The organism is Pseudomonas sp. JUb52, from assembly GCF_004341115.1.
GTDB lineage: Bacteria > Pseudomonadota > Gammaproteobacteria > Pseudomonadales > Pseudomonadaceae > Chryseomonas > Chryseomonas oryzihabitans.
This window is the reverse complement of record NZ_SLYS01000015.1, coordinates 33135-48920: the sequence shown is the minus strand read 5'-3', so window position 1 is coordinate 48920 and position 15786 is coordinate 33135. Positions and strand designations below refer to the sequence as shown.

Genomic DNA, 15786 nt, shown 5'->3' with positions numbered 1-15786 from the left:
CTTGCGTGCTCGAGCGACGACGCTCCGTCGTCACCACTCCCCAGAGACTAGACGAGTTGCAGCCGGCGATGTTGATCGAGATCAAGATCGGCTGGATTGTGCCCGGCCATGCCGAGCAGGCGGTCGATCAGCGCGCAATCGGATTCGCGCCGCACCTCGGCGAACAGGGCCGCGGCCTCGGGATAGCTGCGGGTCAGCATGCCCAGCCACTGCTTGAGGCGACCGGGGGCGTAGCGCGGCGCCAGCTTGCGCTGCGCCATGACCCAGAAGCGTTGCACCCGCGGCAGGATCTCGGCCCAGCTCTGCGCCGCGGTCTCCTCTCCGCGCACCGCCGCGGCGATCTGCAGCGCCAGGTCCGGTCTCGAGACCAGGCCGCGCCCCAGCATCACCGAGGCCTGGCCGCTGACGCTGCGGCAGCGCCAGTAGTCGTCCAGGGTCCATATCTCGCCGTTGGCCAGCACCGGCACGGACACGCGATCGGCCACCCGCGCCACCCATTCCCAGTGCGCCGGCGGCTTATAGCCCTCGACCTTGGTCCGCGCATGGACCACCAGTTGCGCCGCGCCACCCTCGGCCAGGGCCTCGGCGCAGGCCAGGGCGGCGTTCGGGCTGTCGTAGCCCAGGCGCATCTTGGCGGTGACCGGGATGTGCGCCGGCACGGCCTGGCGCACGCTCTCGACGATCCGGTTGAGCAGCTCCGGCTCCTTGAGCAGCACCGCCCCGCCGCGGGACTTGTTGACGGTCTTGGCCGGGCAGCCGAAGTTGAGATCGATCACCGGGGCGCCCAGGGTGCAGGCGAAGGCCGCGTTGTCGGCCAGGCAGGCCGGATCCGAACCCAGCAGTTGCACCCGCATGGGCGTACCCGATGGCGTGCGCGCGCCCTGCTCCAGCTCTGGTGCCAGCTTGGCGAAGGCCGCCGCCGGCAGCAGGCGATCGCAGACACGGATGAATTCGCTCACGCACCAGTCGAGTCCACCGACCTCGGTCAGCAATTCCCGCAGGATGTCGTCGACGAGGCCCTCCATGGGCGCCAGGGCGATTTCCATGCTCAGACGTCCTCGCCAGGAAGTGCCTGGCCATAACCGGCCAGGAATTCGGGTGGCATGCGCCTGGGCTTGCCGGAAGACAGCTCGATGCAGACGAAGGTCGTCCGGGCGCGCAGCAGGGTGACGCCATCGGCGGGACGCTGCAGCTGAAATTGCCGGGTCATGCGTAGACGACGATCCCAGTCCACCAGCCAGGTGCCCAATACCAGCTCATCGTCCTGATAGCCGCTGCTGAGATAGTCGATCTCGTGGCGCACCACGGCCATGGCGCGGTCCAGCCGCTGGAAGGTGGCGAGATCCAGGCCCAGGGCCGCCGAATGCTGCCAGGCGCACTGTTCGAGCCAGCTGACGTACACGGCGTTGTTGGCATGGCCCAGGCCGTCGATGTGCTCGGCACCGATGCGCAGCGGCAGGAGGTGGGGAGTCGGTCTGTCCCACTGCATGAAGAGACCCTCTCGCGGGCAAGGTCGAAAGACGCATGGCCTGACCGGATAAAATCCGGGCCAGGCCAACGGTCGCGGATACTGGCACGAATCCGCAGACAATAAAAAAGGGCCTGCATCGCTGCAGGCCCTTCTTCATGTTTGGCGCACTCGGGAGGATTCGAACCTCCGACCGCTCGGTTCGTAGCCGAGTACTCTATCCAGCTGAGCTACGAGTGCGTTTCGGTGCGTTTAGCCAGAACACCGCTGGTACTGCTGAAGCCAGAGGCTTCGTCGATTTGGCGCACTCGGGAGGATTCGAACCTCCGACCGCTCGGTTCGTAGCCGAGTACTCTATCCAGCTGAGCTACGAGTGCGTTGAAGCTGCGTATTCTAGCGTCCGTTTCTGACGTGTCAAGCAAATTTGCTTGTTTATCAGGTACTTACCAATCGGTCAGTACAGCGGAGCCAGTTTGAAGCAAATGGCGGTGAGGGAGGGATTCGAACCCTCGACACCCTTTTGAGGTGTACTCCCTTAGCAGGGGAGCGCCTTCGGCCACTCGGCCACCTCACCGCAACGGGGCGAAACTATATCGAAGGTTTGCCCGTTTGCAAAGAGAAAAATTCAAAAAAAATCAGTGGTTTGGTTCTTGGTCCTTTTCCTTCTGGATGCGCTGGTAGATTTCCTCGCGATGAACCGCGACTTCCTTGGGCGCATTGACGCCGATGCGGACCTGGTTGCCCTTGACTCCCAGTACCGTCACGGTGACTTCATCACCCACCATCAGGGTCTCACCAACCCGACGAGTCAAAATAAGCATTCCATTCTCCTTAAGCTTTAACTCAGTCTGCACGTATGAACCGAAACGATCCCTGAATGGACCCTCTAGTCGCTATTGACCTCTGTCCATGCAAGTAAAGTTCCGCAGAACCCGCGTCGGATGAGGTCCCTGTGGCAGGGACCTCATCTGGCGGGTCACTCGGCGCCGCGTGCGGGGGCGTCGAGTTCGAAGGCGGTGTGCAGGGCACGGACGGCCAGCTCGAGGTATTTCTCCTCGATGACCACCGACACCTTGATCTCGGAAGTGGAGATCATCTGGATGTTGATGCTCTCCTTGGCCAGGGCTTCGAACATCTGGCTGGCCACGCCGGCATGGGACCTCATGCCGACGCCGACGATGGAGACCTTGGCGATCTTGGTGTCGCCGACGGACTCGCGAGCGCCGATCTCGACGCCGGTGCGCTTGAGGATCTCCAGGGCGCTCTGGTAGTCGTTGCGATGCACGGTGAAGGTGAAGTCGGTGGTGTTATCGTGCGCGACGTTCTGCACGATCATGTCGACTTCGATGTTGGCCGCGCTGATCGGGCCGAGGATCTTGAAGGCCACGCCGGGGGTATCCGGCACACCGCGAATGGTCAGCTTGGCTTCGTCACGGTTGAAGGCGATGCCGGAGATGATCGGCTGTTCCATGGATTCCTCTTCATCAAGGGTAATGAGGGTGCCCGGACCCTCCTGAAAGCTGTGCAGCACGCGCAGCGGCACGTTGTACTTGCCGGCGAACTCCACCGAACGGATCTGCAGCACCTTGGAGCCGAGGCTGGCCATTTCCAGCATTTCCTCGAAGGTGATCTTGTCCAGGCGCTGAGCCTGGGGCACCACGCGCGGATCGGTGGTGTAGACGCCGTCGACGTCGGTGTAGATCTGGCACTCGTCGGCCTTCAGCGCGGCCGCCAGGGCCACGCCGGTGGTGTCGGAGCCACCGCGACCCAGGGTGGTGATGTTGCCCTGCTCGTCAACGCCCTGGAAGCCGGCCACGACCACCACCTTGCCGGCCTTGAGCTCGGCGCGGATGCGGGCGTCGTCGATCTGCTGGATGCGCGCCTTGGTGTGGGCGCTGTCGGTGAGGATGCGCACCTGGTTGCCGGTATAGGACACCGCCTGGACGCCGCGCTTGAGCAGCGCCATGGCCAGCAGGCCGATGGTGACCTGCTCGCCGGTGGAGACCATGACATCCAGCTCGCGCGGATCGGGTTGCTCCATAATCTGCTTGGCGAGGCCGATCAGGCGATTGGTCTCGCCACTCATGGCCGACACCACCACCACGATCTGGTCGCCCGCCTCATGGAAGCGTTTCACCTTCTCGGCGACCTGCTCGATACGCTCCACCGTACCCACCGAGGTACCGCCGAATTTCTGTACGATCAATGCCATTGCTTGCTGCCCGTCCGCAGAAAAATCTGATTCAAGTTGTTGAGGGAGGAAGCGGGCCGCCCTCCCCGGCGACCCGCAGCGCTCTTAGAGACTTTCCTCGGCATACTGCGCGGCGCAGGCCAGGGCCGCTTCGAGCTGGCTGGCATCGGTGCCGCCACCCTGGGCCATGTCCGGACGACCGCCGCCCTTGCCGCCGACCACGGCCGCGGCGCGCTTCATCAGCTCGCCGGCCTTGACCCTGGCGGTCAGGTCGGCGGTGACGCCGGCCACCAACACCACCTTGCCGTCGGCTTCGCCACCGAGCAGGATCATGCCGCTGCCGAGCTTGTTCTTGAGCTGGTCGACCAGCGCCAGCAGCGCCTTGCCGTCGAGACCGTCGAGGCGCGCGGTGAGGACCTTGGCGCCCTTGACGTCCTGCGCCTGGTCGACCAGGTCACCGGCCGAGGCACTGGCAGCCTTGGCCTTGAGCTGCTCGACTTCCTTTTCCAGCTGGCGATTGCGCTCGACCAGCGCGGCCAGCTTGTCCAGCACGTTGTCGCGACTGCCCTTGAGCAGGCTGGCGGCTTCGCGCAGCTGCTCTTCGGCGCCGTTGAGGTAGGCCAGGGCCGCGGTGCCGGTGATGGCTTCCACGCGGCGTACGCCGGAGGCCACGCCGCCTTCGCTGACCAGCTTGAGCAGGCCGATGTCGCCGGTCTGGGCGACGTGGGTGCCGCCGCACAGCTCGACGGAGAATTCACCGCCCATGCCGACCACGCGCACCACGTCGCCGTACTTCTCGCCGAACAGCGCCATGGCGCCGCGGGCTTTGGCCTCGTCGATGGCCATGACCTCGGTGGTCACCGCGCTGTTCTTGCGGATCTCTTCGTTGACGATGGTCTCGATGCGCTTGAGCTCCTCGGGCTTGATGGCCTCGAAGTGGCTGAAGTCGAATCTCAGGCGCTGGTCATTGACCAGGGAGCCCTTCTGGTGGACATGGTCGCCCAGCACCTGGCGCAGGGCGGCGTGCAGCAAATGGGTACCGGAGTGGTTCAGGGCGATGCCCTGGCGGCGCCCGGCATCGACCTGGGCCATCAGCGCGGTGCCGACATTGAGGCTGCCCTTGGTCACCACGCCGTGGTGCAGGAAGGCACCCTGGGTCTTGGTGGTGTCGCGCACGGCAAAGCCGACGCCGGCGCTTTCCAGGGTACCGGTATCGCCGACCTGGCCACCGGATTCGCCGTAGAACGGCGTCTGGTCGAGGATGACCACGCCCTCCTCGCCTTCGGCAAGGCTGTCCACCGGCTGGCCGGCGCGGTACAGGGCGACGATGGTGCCCGAGGCGCTGGTGGTGTCGTAGCCGAGGAAGCGGGTCTCGCCCTCGACCTTGACCAGGCTGTTGTAGTCCACGCCAAAGGCGCTGGCGGAGCGGGCGCGCTCGCGCTGGGCCTCCATCTCGCGCTCGAAACCGGCCTCGTCGAGATTGAGGTTGCGCTCACGGGCGATGTCGTTGGTCAGGTCGACCGGGAAGCCGTAGGTGTCATAGAGCTTGAACACCACGTCACCGGGAATGGTGTCGCCCTGCAGCTGCGCCAGATCCTGTTCGAGGATCTTCAGGCCCTGCTCCAGGGTCTTGGCGAACTGCTCTTCCTCGGTGCGCAGCACGCGTTCGATGTGCGCCTGCTGCTGGACCAGCTCGGGATAGGCCTGGCCCATCTCGGCCACCAGGGCGGCAACGATCTTGTGGAAGAAGGTGCCCTTGGCGCCCAGTTTGTTGCCGTGGCGGCAGGCGCGACGAATGATGCGACGCAGCACGTAGCCCCGGCCTTCATTGGACGGCAGCACGCCATCGGCGATCAGGAAGCTGCAGGAACGGATGTGGTCGGCCACCACCTTGAGCGACGGGGCGTCGTCGTTGGCGCAGCCGATGGCCGCAGCCGAGGCCGCCAGCAGTTGCTGGAACAGATCGATCTCGTAGTTCGAGTGCACGTGCTGCAGCACGGCGCTCACCCGCTCGAGGCCCATGCCGGTGTCGACACTGGGCGCCGGCAGCGGATGCAGGACGCCATCGGCGGTGCGGTTGAACTGCATGAAGACGTTGTTCCAGATCTCGATGTAGCGATCGCCGTCTTCTTCCGGCGAGCCGGGCGGGCCGCCCCAGATCTCGGGACCGTGGTCGAAGAAGATCTCGGTGCAGGGGCCGCAGGGACCGGTGTCGCCCATGGTCCAGAAGTTGTCCGAGGCATAGGGCGCACCCTTGTTGTCGCCGATGCGCACCATCTGCGCCTCGGGCACCCCGACTTCCTTGGTCCAGATGTCGTAGGCCTCGTCATCGGTGGCATAAACGGTGACCCAGAGCTTTTCCCGGGGCAGACCCAGCCACTGCGGCGAGGTGAGGAATTCCCAGGCGAAAGTGATGGCGTCGCGCTTGAAATAGTCGCCGAAGCTGAAGTTGCCCAGCATCTCGAAGAAGGTGTGGTGACGCGCCGTGTAGCCGACGTTCTCCAGGTCGTTGTGCTTGCCGCCCGCGCGCACGCACTTCTGGCTGGTGGCGGCGCGGGTGTAGCTGCGCTTTTCCATGCCGAGGAAGCAGTCCTTGAACTGGTTCATCCCGGCGTTGGTGAACAGCAGGGTCGGATCGTTCGCGGGGATCAGCGAACTGGAGGCGACCCGGGTGTGCCCCTTCTCTTCGAAGAAGCGGAGGAAGGCTTCACGGATTTCGGCGCTTTTCATATTCATTCCAGACAATGGGCTTTTCGACGCGCGTGACGGGCATCCGACTTGGATCGCAGACGAGACGAACGGAGCGGGCGCCGCAGACGCGGCACGTGCGGAAAACGGACACGCATGTCTGGGAGTATATCGACGCCTGCGCCCCGGTGTCGCCCCGGTTGCGCAGGAAAAACGCCGTCGGAAGACTTAGCGGCGGCGGTAGGCGGCGAAAGCGGCGATGACCGCCTCGATATCGGCGGCGCTGACGTCCAGATGAGTGACCAGTCGCAGGCGCGGCGCAGGACTGATGCGGATGTCGCGTTCGGCCAGGAAGGCCTGCAGGGCGGGCGCCTCGTCGCCCAGGGCGAGGTAGACCATGTTGGTCTGCACCGGCTCCACCCGGTAGCCGAGTTCGGCCAGGGCGGTGCCGAGTTGCGCCGCGTGGGCATGGTCCTCGGCCAGGCGCTCGACCTGGTGATCGAGGGCATGCAGGCCGGCCGCCGCCAGGATGCCGGCCTGGCGCATGCCACCGCCCACCACCTTGCGCCAGCGGCGCGCCTTGGCGATCAGTGCGGCATCGCCGCAGAGCACCGAGCCCACCGGCGCCCCGAGGCCCTTGGACAGGCAGACCGAGACCGAATCGAAATGCTGGCTGATCTCGCGCGCCGGTACGCCGAGCTTGACCGCGGCGTTGTACAGCCGCGCGCCGTCCAGATGCAGGGCCAGGCCGTGCGCCCGGGTGAAGGCGCGTGCCGCGGCCAGATAGGTCAGCGGCAGCACCTTGCCATGCATGGTGTTTTCCAGGGCCAGCAGCCGGGTGCGGGCGAAGTGGAAGTCATCGGCCTTGATGTAGCTGCGCACCAGGTCGAGGTCGAGGCTGCCGTCGGCGGCCATCTCGATGGGTTGCGGCTGGATGGAGCCGAGCACCGCGGCGCCGCCCCCTTCGTACTTGTAGGTGTGAGCCTGCTGGCCGACCAGGTATTCGTCGCCCCGCTCGCAGTGCGCCAGCAGGCCGAGCAGATTGCTCATGGTGCCGCTGGGCACGAAGAGTCCGGCTTCCAGGCCCAGATCGCCCGCCAGACGCTGTTCCAGGCGGGTGACGGTGGGGTCTTCGCCGTAGACGTCATCGCCCAGCTCGGCGGCCAGCATGGCCTGACGCATGGCCGGAGTGGGCTGGGTGACGGTATCGCTGCGCAGATCGATCATGAGGTCGCTCCTTAGGCCGGGACCACGATGAGTCCGGCCCGCAGGCCGACGGCGACCTTGGGATTGGGAAAGATGATGCGCGCCTCGGCTTCGTCGACGATCCAGCGCTCGCTGCCGTCTTCGGCCAGCAGCGAACCCTGGCGCAGCGGCGAGAAATTGGCCACGTCGTCGGCCAGGTGCAACTGGAAGCGCGGACTGGACTTGTACACCTGGCGCGCCACGCGAAATCTCAGCAAGGAGGAATCCGGCGGCGGCAGCTCGGCTTCGCGGCCTTCGATCAGGGCCTCGAGCAGCAGCCGCAGGCGACTCAGGTCGAGTTCGCTGTTCTCGCCGAAGGGCCGTGCCTGGCCCAGCTCCAGGGTCAGGGCCTCGGCCTGACACTCGGCATAGGTATAGGCACTGAAGGTGATGCCCGGCTTGTCGTAGAGCAGCACGGCTTCGATGCCGGCGGCTTCGAGACGCTGCAACTCGGCTTCGGAATGCTCGCGCCCGGCGCTCCAGGGATAGAGGGCAAAACGCGGCAGCGCCGAGGCACGCAGCGCGGTGTGCAGGTCGTAGTGCAGGCGCGCTCGATCCGGCTTGCTGAAGAATTGCGCGGACAGGCGTTCCAGGTCGTTGGCGCGTTGCGCTTCGGAGCCTTCGGCCTGGGCATGGCGGCCATTGAAGAGGCGATTCAGGTCCTGCTCGACATAGCGGGTGCCGCGGCGCATGGCGTCGGGATTGCCATACATGAACAACAGCCGGCAGGCGGGACGCAGGGCGCCGCTGGCGATGCCGCCGAGCAACTCGTCGAGCAGTTCCATGGGCGCCGTCTCGTTGCCATGGATGCCGGCCGAGAGCAGCAGGTCCATGCGGTTGTCGCGCGCCACTGGCGGGGTGACTTCCAGCACGCCTTCGGTCAGCCAGTGGAGACGGGTGCCGTCGGCAGTCAGTTGAATCTTCTCGGTCGGCTCGCGGCCGGCCAGGGTCAGGTCCAGCAGGCGGCCAAGCGCCAACCGATAACGTTCAGATGCAGCCATGCTCTACTCCGCTGAGCGACGTGTCGCGCTAGATACTCAATGATCGTGGCCGCAACCGCAATCGGCGTCATGCACATGATTCTCATCGCCGTCGTCGGCGAAGGTCTCCAGGGCGATGGACAGGCCCAGGGCATTGAGGGCCTGGGGGCGCAGCACCAGGACCGGGGTCTGCTCTTCGTCATCCTGGGAGTCGGCGAAGATATTGAGGCCACCGGCGCCATCGGCTTCCAGCCAGAGGTCGCGACCGGCCAGGCGGATGGCCAGGCGCTGGACCTGCAGCGTCTGCTGCTCGTCGGCGGTGGGTTCGAGGATGAGATCGAGACGGTTGCTCATGGGGGCTCCGGACGTCAGGGCAATTGAAAGGGATAGACCGAGCCGAGGCCCAGCAACTGGGTCAGCTCGTCGAGGGCGGTGCGGACTTCGCCCAGCAACTGGGGATCGGCGAGATCCGCCGGTGCCAGGCGGTCGCGGTAGTGACGATCCACCCAGTCGAGCAGCTGGGCATGCAGCGCCGGGGTGAAACGCACCCCCGGATTCACCGCGGCCAGCTCCTCGGGGGTGAGCGCCACCCGCAGGCGCAGGCAGGCGGGGCCGCCGCCGTTCTGCATGCTCTGCTTGAGATCGAAGACCTTGACCTCACCCAGGGGACCGGCGTCTCTGACCTGGGCTTGCAGATAGTCCCAGACCGCCGGATTCTGCCGGCACTCGTCGGGCACCACCAGCAGCGCGCCCTGCCCCGGTCGATCCAGCAGCTGGCTATTGAACAGATAGGAGCGCACGGCGTCGCCGACGCTGATCTCGCCTCGACGTACACAGAGGCGCTGCAACTGGCCGCCGCGCCGGGCGAGCTTGGCCTGCAGTTCGTCGAGCACGCGGTCGCTGTCGAGGAAGGCATCCTCGTGGTGGAACAGCAACTGGGCGTTGCCCACCGAGATGACGTCGTTGTGGAAGACGCCCTGGTCCACCACCGCCGGATTCTGCTGGGCGAAGACCACGCCCTCCTCGCTCAGGCCATGCAGTCGGGCGATGGCCTGGGAGGCTTCCAGGGTCTGGCGCGCCGGATAGCGATGAGGCTCGGGATAGCGCGGATCGAAGGCGCTGCGACCGAAGACGAAGAATTCCACGCCCGGAGCACCATGGTCGCGACTGAAGCGGGTGTGGTTGGCCGCGCCCTCGTCGCCGAACTGGGCCACCGAGGGCAGCGGCGCATGGTGCTGGAAATGCGCGGAATCGCGAAACATCGCCTGGAGGATGCGCGCCGTGGTGCTGGGTTCGAGGCTGCGGTGAAACTTGCAGGCCAGATTGGCCGGGGTGAAATGCACCCGACCATCGCGGGTGTCGGCGCTGGGGCTGACGGTGGCGGCGTTGGCCGTCCACATGGCCGAGGCGGAACTGGCCGACAGGAGCAGCGGCAAGGCTTCGCGTGCGGCGCTTTCCAGCACTTGGGCATCGCTGCCGGCGAATCCCAGGCGCCGCAGCGAGGCGATGTCGGGTCTTTCGTGGGGGGCCAGCACGCCCTGCTCGAAACCCAGCTCCATCAGCGCCTGCATCTTGGCCAGGCCCTGGCGCGCCGCTTCGCGCGGATTCGAGCACTGCTGCTTGCTGGCCTGGGAGGCCACGTTGCCATAGGACAGGCCGGCGTAGTTGTGGGTCGGACCGACCAGGCCGTCGAAATTGACCTCCCGAGCAGCAGGGGCGAGTTGACTCATAGCGGTAATCCTGGAGGCAATTGGCTGGGCAGGGTCAGGGCGTCGCTTTCCAGCGAGGCGACCGGGAAGGCGCAGTAGTCCGCGGCGTAGTAGGCGCTGGGGCGGTGATTGCCCGAGGCACCAACGCCGCCGAAGGGTGCCGCGCTGGCCGCCCCGGTCAGGGGCCGATTCCAGTTGACGATACCGGCGCGCACGCCCTGCCAGAAGCGTTCGTAGAGGGCCGGGTCGTCGGCCAGCAGCCCGGCTGCCAGCCCGAAGCGGGTGGCATTGGCGAGGGCCAGGGCCTGGTCGAAATCGTCATAGCGCTGGACCTGCAACAGCGGCCCGAAGACCTCTTCGTCGGGCAGGTCGGCGATGCCCGACACCTCGATGATCCCCGGCGTGAGCAGCGCCCGCTGGGCGTCCGGCTGGCGCAGCTCCAGCAGCGCCCGACCGCCCTGCGCCAGACGCTGGGCCTGGGTCCGCAGCAGGGCCTGGGCAGCGGCGAGGGAGATGACGGTGCCCATGAAGGGCGGCGGATCGGCGTCGAAGCGACCGATGCCGAGACCGGCGCTGACGGCCACCAGGTGCGCCAGTAGGGCATCGCCCCAGGAACCCTGGGGCACGAGCAGGCGGCGGGCGCAGGTGCAGCGCTGCCCCGCGGAGAGAAAGGCCGACTGGACGATGGTCACCACGGCGGCGTCCAGATCGGCCACCGGCGCCACCACCAGCGGATTGTTGCCGCCCATCTCCAGGGCCAGCAGTCGCTGCGGACGCTCCGCATTGAGCCGATGCAGCGCCGCCCCGGTGGCGCTGGAGCCGGTGAAGAGGATGCCGTCCAGGCCCGGATGCGCGGCCAGGGCCTCACCGGTGGCCCGACCGCCCTGCACCAGATTGAGCACCCCGGCCGGCAGTCCGGCGGCGATCCAGCACTCCAGGGTCAGGGCGGCGAAACGCGGCGTCAGCTCGCTGGGCTTGAACACCACCGTGTTGCCGGCCAGCAACGCAGGCACGATATGGCCGTTGGGCAGATGGCCGGGAAAGTTGTAGGGACCGAAGACCGCCAGGACACCATGCGGCCGATGACGGGTGACGCTACGGGCATCCGCCACTCTGGCCGAGCGCTCGCCGCCACGGGCCGCCTCGGCCTGGGCGGAGATGGCCACCTTGGCGATCATGCTGCCGAGTTCGGTATCGGCTTCCCACAGCGGCTTGCCGGTTTCCTCGGCGAGGGCGTGGGTCAGCGCGGAGCGGCGTTGCTGCAGTGCCTGGGCGAAGGCCTGCAGGATCTCCAGGCGCGCCGCCTGGCCGCGTCTTTCCCAGGCGGGAAAGGCCTCGCGCGCCGCAGCGATCGCCTGGTCGACATCGCCGCCATCCGCGGCGGCGCCCTGCCAGAGCTCGGCTCCGTCGTAGGGATCGAGCGAACTGAACACCTCGCCCCTGCCGGGGCGCCACTGTCCCGCTATGTACAGGCTATCCATCGGGTCTCCTCAGGGCATCAGGCGCACGGCGCGCACCTGGGCGCCGGCCATCAGCCGCAATGCGCGGGCGGTGGCCAGATCGACCACCAGGGTGCCCGAAGCCAGGCGCGCGCGGGCGCTGGTGATGCGGCAGTCCTGGCACTTGCGGTTGTGGATCAGATAGACCTCGGCGTCATCGCCCGGCGTGCCCACTGCCAGCACCAGGCGCTGGCTGTCGCGGATCGCGCGTACCTTGGCGGTCTCGGCTTCCAGGGTCGGACCGGCATCGAAGATGTCGACGTAGCCCTGGTAATTGAAGCCCTCGGCCTCCAGCAGGCGGCGAGCGGCTTCGGTGTCCGGGTGTACCTTGCCGATCACCTGGCGCGCTTCGGCCGACAGGAAGCAGGTATAGAGCGGGAAGCGCGGCATCAGCTCGGCGATGAAGCCGCGATTGCCGATGCCGGTGAGATAGTCCGCCTGGGAGAATTCCATCTTGAAGAAATGCCGGCCCAGACCCTCCCAGAACGGCGACTGCCCCTGGTCGTCGGACATGCCGCGCAACTCGGCGATAATGCGTTCGGCGAACAGCTCGCGGAATTCGGCGATGAACAGGAAGCGCGACTTGGACAGCAGGCGCCCGGCCGCGCCGCCGCGGCGATCCGCGCGCAGGAACAGCGAGCAGAGCTCCGAACTGCCGGTCATGTCGTTGGCCAGGAACAGCGTGGGGATCTGCCGGTGGATGTCCAGTTCGCGCGAGGCGCTCACGGTCAGCCCGACCCGGTAGTTGTACCAGGGCTCGCGCAGGCCCAGGGCGGCGGCGATCCCGGCGATGCCGATGACCTCGCCGTCTTCTTCCAGGGCGAAGAGATAATCCGCATCGGCGGATTCGGCCTGGCGCAGAAAGCTGCGCTCGGCATTTTCCACCCGCTGCGCCAGGCGGTCTTCGCTGGCCGGCAGGGTGGTGAGACCGGCGCCGGCCGCCTGCGCCAGTTGCAGCAGCGCGGGCACATCGGCACGGGTGACGGGACGGACGATCATCGGACCTCCAAAGACGCTAGGGTCGGCTACAGCGCTACCAGACGAACCCGGTCGCCTTCGGCGATCTCCAGGGTGGCGATCTGCTCGGGGGAGAGGACGACGGGCTCGCCAGGCGCCCAGCGCAGCGGCGTGGCCAGTGCCCGGAAGTTTTCCAGGCCGTCGTTGGCGATCAGGAACCAGGGCGCCTCCTCGCCGGCCGGGGCCCCTTCGCTCACCGGCGCCAGGCGGCTCTCGGCGATGGAGCGGATGGCCGTGGTGCGGGCGTGCAGGGTCGGACCGCCATCGAAGATGTCGATGTAGTTGTCGGTCTCGAAGCCCTCGCGGCTGAGGATGTCGAAGGTGATCTGGGCGCGGGGATGCACCTGACCCATGGCCTCCTGGGCGCTGTCGGGCAGCAGGGGCACATAGAGCGGATAGGTGGGCATCAGTTCGGCGAGAAAGGTGCGGCTCTTCTGCCCGGACAGGCGCTCGGCGGCGGCGTAGTCCATATCGAAGAAGTTGCGCCCTACCCCGTTCCAGAACGGCGATTCGCCGTCATCGTCCGCCAGCCCGACGATTTCCACCACCACCGTTTCGGCGAAGCGCGCCGGGTGGGCGGCCATGAACAGCAGGCGGGCACGGGAGTTGAGTTCGGCGTGGGGGGTGTCGAGCAGCGGGCGCTGGACATAGAAGCTGCTCAGCACGCTGTTGCCGGTCAGGTCGTGACAGAGCGACAGCACATGCACCTTGTTGTGGATCTTCAGCTCGCGCGAGGCGTGGATGAAGGTCTCGTTGCGAAAGCTGTAGAAGGGCTCGGAGAAACCGGCCGAGGCGACGATGGCCGAACAGCCCAGCAGCTCGCCGCTGGTGGTGTCTTCGAGCACGAAGAAATAGCTCTCCTCGCCATGAAAGCCCACCTCGGCCGCCAGCGACGACTCCGAGGTGCGGATCTTGTCGCGCAACCGCTCGGGGTTGTCGGGCAGCGAGGTGACGCCAACCGGGCTATCCGCGGCGAGCCGCTGGACCAGGGGCAGATCCGCCGCGCGCGCAGGGCGCATTACCAGCATGAGAACTCCTTGTGTACGGATCCATCCCTGGATGCCAGCGGTACGCGTCCCGCGTCCGGAGATTAGCCTTGGGTGAGACGCGCCAGGGCGCGGTCCAGGCGGGCCAGGCCTTCGTCGATATCGGTCTCGGAGATGATCAGGCTCGGCGCCAGGCGCAGCACGTCGGGACCGGCCTGCAGGATCATCAGACCCTCTTCGTTGGCGGCGGTGACGATGTCCTTGGCGCGCCCCTTCCAGTTGTCGTTGAGCACGGCGCCGATCAGCAGGCCCAGCCCGCGGATCTGCTGGAACAGGCCATAGCGGGCATTAAGCTGCTCCAGACCGGCGACGAAGCGCTGATGACGGGCAGCGACACCGGCCAGGGTTTCCGGGGTGGCGACGATGTCCAGCAACGCGGCGCCCACGGCGCAGCCCAGCGGGTTGCCGCCATAGGTGCTGCCGTGCACGCCGGCGCTGAAGTGCTGGGCGACCTTCTCGGTGGTCAGCATGGCCGCCAGCGGGAAGCCGCCGCCGATGCTCTTGGCGGTGGTGAGGATGTCCGGGACCACGCCATAGTGCTGGTAGGCGTAGAGATGACCGCTGCGACCGACCCCGCTCTGCACCTCGTCGAAGATCAGCAGGGCGCCATGGGCATCGCACAGACGACGGGCGCCTTCCAGGTAGGCCTGGTCGGCCGGCAGTACGCCGCCCTCGCCCTGGATGGGTTCGAGGATGACTGCGCAGGTCTTGTCCGAGACCACGGCTTCGAGGGCCGCCAGGTCGTTGTAGGGCACGTGGCGGATGCCTTCGATCTTGGGACCGAAGCCATCGGAGTACTTGGGCTGACCGCCGACGCTGACGGTGAACAGGGTCCGGCCGTGGAAGCTGTTGGTGGCGGCGACGATTTCGTAACGGCTGCCGCCACTGACGTCATGGCCATAGCGACGGGCCAGCTTGCAGGCCGCCTCATTGGCTTCGGCGCCGGAGTTGGCGAAGAACACCCGGTCGGCAAAGGTGTGGTCCACCAGCTTGCGCGCCAGGCGCAGGGCAGGCTCGTTGGTGTAGATGTTGGAGACGTGCCAGAGCTTGCCGGCCTGCTCGGTCAGGGCGTTGATCAGTGCGGGATGGCCATGGCCCAGGGCGCTGACGGCGATGCCGCCGGCGAAATCGACGTATTCGCGATCGGCCTGGTCCCAGACGCGGGAGCCCTCTCCTCGCACCGGAATGAACGCGGCAGGGGCGTAGGTCGGGACCATCACCTCATCGAAGGCGGCGCGTTGCACGTTGGGTTGAGAAGCGGACATCGGGGTTCTCCTGCCGATCACGGCGGTGACTGAGGGGGATTGTAGGACGACCTCCAGGCGCGGCATTGCGCCCAGGCGACAACTATTTACGGGCGAAAACGCAAACGGGCGTCCGATTCGCAGTCTAGCGATTCGGACGCCCGTTCTGGAAGGGCATGGACGTACCTTCGGGTACGTCCGGCGGATCAGTTGGGCGCGACGCGGCTGGTGCCGTTGACGGTCAGGATGCGCACCCGCTCGCCCACGCGGAAGATCTCGCCCTTGTTGACCGCCTGCACATAGGCACGGGAGCCGCCGTCGTCTTCCTTCACGGTGATCTCGACACCGTTGGCCTTGGTGAAGCCTTCTTCGGTGGCGGCACCCAGCAGGCCGCCAGCCACCGCACCGATGATGGCGGTGACGAAGCTGCCACGACCGCCGCCGATGGCGCTACCGCCAATGCCACCGACCACGGCACCGGCCCCGGCGCCCACCGGCGACTTGGTGCCCTCGATGGTGACCGGGCGCAGGGCGGTGATGGTGCCGGTACGGACCGTCTGTACCTGCCGCGCCTCATCGCGCGAATAGACGTCGCCGGACTGATCGGAGGCGCAGCCGGCCAGCAGGGCGACGGCGGTCAGGGAGGCGGCGAGCTGAAGGACTCTGTTCATGGGGCAACTCCAAGGGCAGTTGAAAGAC

14 protein-coding genes and 3 tRNA genes are annotated in these 15786 nt (G+C 66.8%); all 17 read right to left on the bottom strand.

The annotated features are described in order from the left end of the window. Positions 1-47: 47 nt before the first annotated feature. Positions 48-1046, bottom strand: coding sequence for a tRNA-dihydrouridine synthase (locus EC839_RS20710; RefSeq protein WP_007159099.1), 999 nt, complete (start codon positions 1044-1046; stop codon positions 48-50). Between the two features lie 2 nt (positions 1047-1048). Continuing rightward, a complete protein-coding gene (locus EC839_RS20705) occupies positions 1049-1489 on the bottom strand; it encodes a thioesterase family protein (RefSeq protein ID WP_007159100.1) in 441 nt (146 codons plus the stop codon). 142 nt (positions 1490-1631) lie between these two features. Further along, positions 1632-1708 (bottom strand) — tRNA-Arg (locus EC839_RS20700). A gap of 60 nt (positions 1709-1768) precedes the next feature. After that, a tRNA-Arg gene (locus tag EC839_RS20695) sits at positions 1769-1845 on the bottom strand. A gap of 106 nt (positions 1846-1951) precedes the next feature. Next, positions 1952-2042: transfer RNA gene (locus EC839_RS20690), tRNA-Ser, on the bottom strand. A 61-nt stretch (positions 2043-2103) separates the two neighbouring features. Continuing rightward, positions 2104-2289: a carbon storage regulator CsrA gene (gene csrA, locus EC839_RS20685; RefSeq protein ID WP_007159101.1), complete on the bottom strand. Its 186-nt coding sequence runs from the start codon at positions 2287-2289 to the stop codon at positions 2104-2106. 155 nt (positions 2290-2444) lie between these two features. Continuing rightward, a complete protein-coding gene (locus EC839_RS20680; RefSeq protein WP_007159102.1) occupies positions 2445-3680 on the bottom strand; it encodes an aspartate kinase in 1236 nt (411 codons plus the stop codon). Between the two features lie 84 nt (positions 3681-3764). Next, entirely contained in the window at positions 3765-6389 is a 2625-nt protein-coding gene (gene alaS / locus EC839_RS20675) for an alanine--tRNA ligase (protein ID WP_007159103.1), read from the bottom strand. Between the two features lie 186 nt (positions 6390-6575). After that, positions 6576-7574, bottom strand: coding sequence for a low-specificity L-threonine aldolase (gene ltaE / locus EC839_RS20670; protein WP_007159104.1), 999 nt, complete (start codon positions 7572-7574; stop codon positions 6576-6578). A gap of 11 nt (positions 7575-7585) precedes the next feature. Next, complete coding sequence (astE, locus tag EC839_RS20665; RefSeq protein WP_007159105.1) at positions 7586-8593, bottom strand: succinylglutamate desuccinylase; 1008 nt, start codon at positions 8591-8593, stop codon at positions 7586-7588. Between the two features lie 36 nt (positions 8594-8629). After that, positions 8630-8926, bottom strand: coding sequence for a hypothetical protein (locus tag EC839_RS20660; protein WP_007159106.1), 297 nt, complete (start codon positions 8924-8926; stop codon positions 8630-8632). 14 nt (positions 8927-8940) lie between these two features. Further along, positions 8941-10302 carry an N-succinylarginine dihydrolase gene (gene astB / locus EC839_RS20655; RefSeq protein WP_007159107.1) on the bottom strand — a complete coding sequence of 454 codons (1362 nt, stop codon included), beginning with the start codon at positions 10300-10302 and terminating at the stop codon, positions 8941-8943. After that, the gene (gene astD / locus EC839_RS20650) at positions 10299-11762 is read right to left on the bottom strand and encodes a succinylglutamate-semialdehyde dehydrogenase (protein ID WP_007159108.1); all 1464 of its coding nucleotides are present in this window, start codon (positions 11760-11762) and stop codon (positions 10299-10301) included. Before astD ends, astB begins: the two co-directional genes overlap by 4 nt. 9 nt (positions 11763-11771) lie before the next feature. Next, positions 11772-12779: an arginine N-succinyltransferase gene (gene astA / locus EC839_RS20645; RefSeq protein WP_007159109.1), complete on the bottom strand. Its 1008-nt coding sequence runs from the start codon at positions 12777-12779 to the stop codon at positions 11772-11774. A 26-nt stretch (positions 12780-12805) separates the two neighbouring features. Continuing rightward, the gene (aruF, locus tag EC839_RS20640; RefSeq protein WP_007159110.1) at positions 12806-13825 is read right to left on the bottom strand and encodes an arginine/ornithine succinyltransferase subunit alpha; all 1020 of its coding nucleotides are present in this window, start codon (positions 13823-13825) and stop codon (positions 12806-12808) included. 62 nt (positions 13826-13887) lie between these two features. Then, a complete protein-coding gene (locus tag EC839_RS20635) occupies positions 13888-15108 on the bottom strand; it encodes an aspartate aminotransferase family protein (protein WP_007159111.1) in 1221 nt (406 codons plus the stop codon). Between the two features lie 185 nt (positions 15109-15293). Then, on the bottom strand, positions 15294-15758 hold the full coding sequence (locus tag EC839_RS20630) for a membrane protein (protein ID WP_007159112.1): 465 nt from the start codon (positions 15756-15758) through the stop codon (positions 15294-15296). Positions 15759-15786: the final 28 nt, after the last annotated feature.

What these genes read in the sequence shown, in the direction of transcription:
- ltaE (WP_007159104.1), bottom strand. Translation starts at nt 7,574, where the DNA reads ATGATCGATCTGCGCAGCGATACCGTCACCCAGCCCACTCCGGCCATG.
- EC839_RS20630 (WP_007159112.1), bottom strand. Translation starts at nt 15,758, where the DNA reads ATGAACAGAGTCCTTCAGCTCGCCGCCTCCCTGACCGCCGTCGCCCTG.
- EC839_RS20705 (WP_007159100.1), bottom strand. Translation starts at nt 1,489, where the DNA reads ATGCAGTGGGACAGACCGACTCCCCACCTCCTGCCGCTGCGCATCGGT.
- astD (WP_007159108.1), bottom strand. Translation starts at nt 11,762, where the DNA reads ATGGATAGCCTGTACATAGCGGGACAGTGGCGCCCCGGCAGGGGCGAG.
- astE (WP_007159105.1), bottom strand. Translation starts at nt 8,593, where the DNA reads ATGGCTGCATCTGAACGTTATCGGTTGGCGCTTGGCCGCCTGCTGGAC.
- EC839_RS20680 (WP_007159102.1), bottom strand. Translation starts at nt 3,680, where the DNA reads ATGGCATTGATCGTACAGAAATTCGGCGGTACCTCGGTGGGTACGGTG.
- astA (WP_007159109.1), bottom strand. Translation starts at nt 12,779, where the DNA reads ATGATCGTCCGTCCCGTCACCCGTGCCGATGTGCCCGCGCTGCTGCAA.
- astB (WP_007159107.1), bottom strand. Translation starts at nt 10,302, where the DNA reads ATGAGTCAACTCGCCCCTGCTGCTCGGGAGGTCAATTTCGACGGCCTG.
- EC839_RS20635 (WP_007159111.1), bottom strand. Translation starts at nt 15,108, where the DNA reads ATGTCCGCTTCTCAACCCAACGTGCAACGCGCCGCCTTCGATGAGGTG.
- EC839_RS20710 (WP_007159099.1), bottom strand. Translation starts at nt 1,046, where the DNA reads ATGGAAATCGCCCTGGCGCCCATGGAGGGCCTCGTCGACGACATCCTG.
- EC839_RS20660 (WP_007159106.1), bottom strand. Translation starts at nt 8,926, where the DNA reads ATGAGCAACCGTCTCGATCTCATCCTCGAACCCACCGCCGACGAGCAG.
- csrA (WP_007159101.1), bottom strand. Translation starts at nt 2,289, where the DNA reads ATGCTTATTTTGACTCGTCGGGTTGGTGAGACCCTGATGGTGGGTGAT.
- alaS (WP_007159103.1), bottom strand. Translation starts at nt 6,389, where the DNA reads ATGAAAAGCGCCGAAATCCGTGAAGCCTTCCTCCGCTTCTTCGAAGAG.
- aruF (WP_007159110.1), bottom strand. Translation starts at nt 13,825, where the DNA reads ATGCTGGTAATGCGCCCTGCGCGCGCGGCGGATCTGCCCCTGGTCCAG.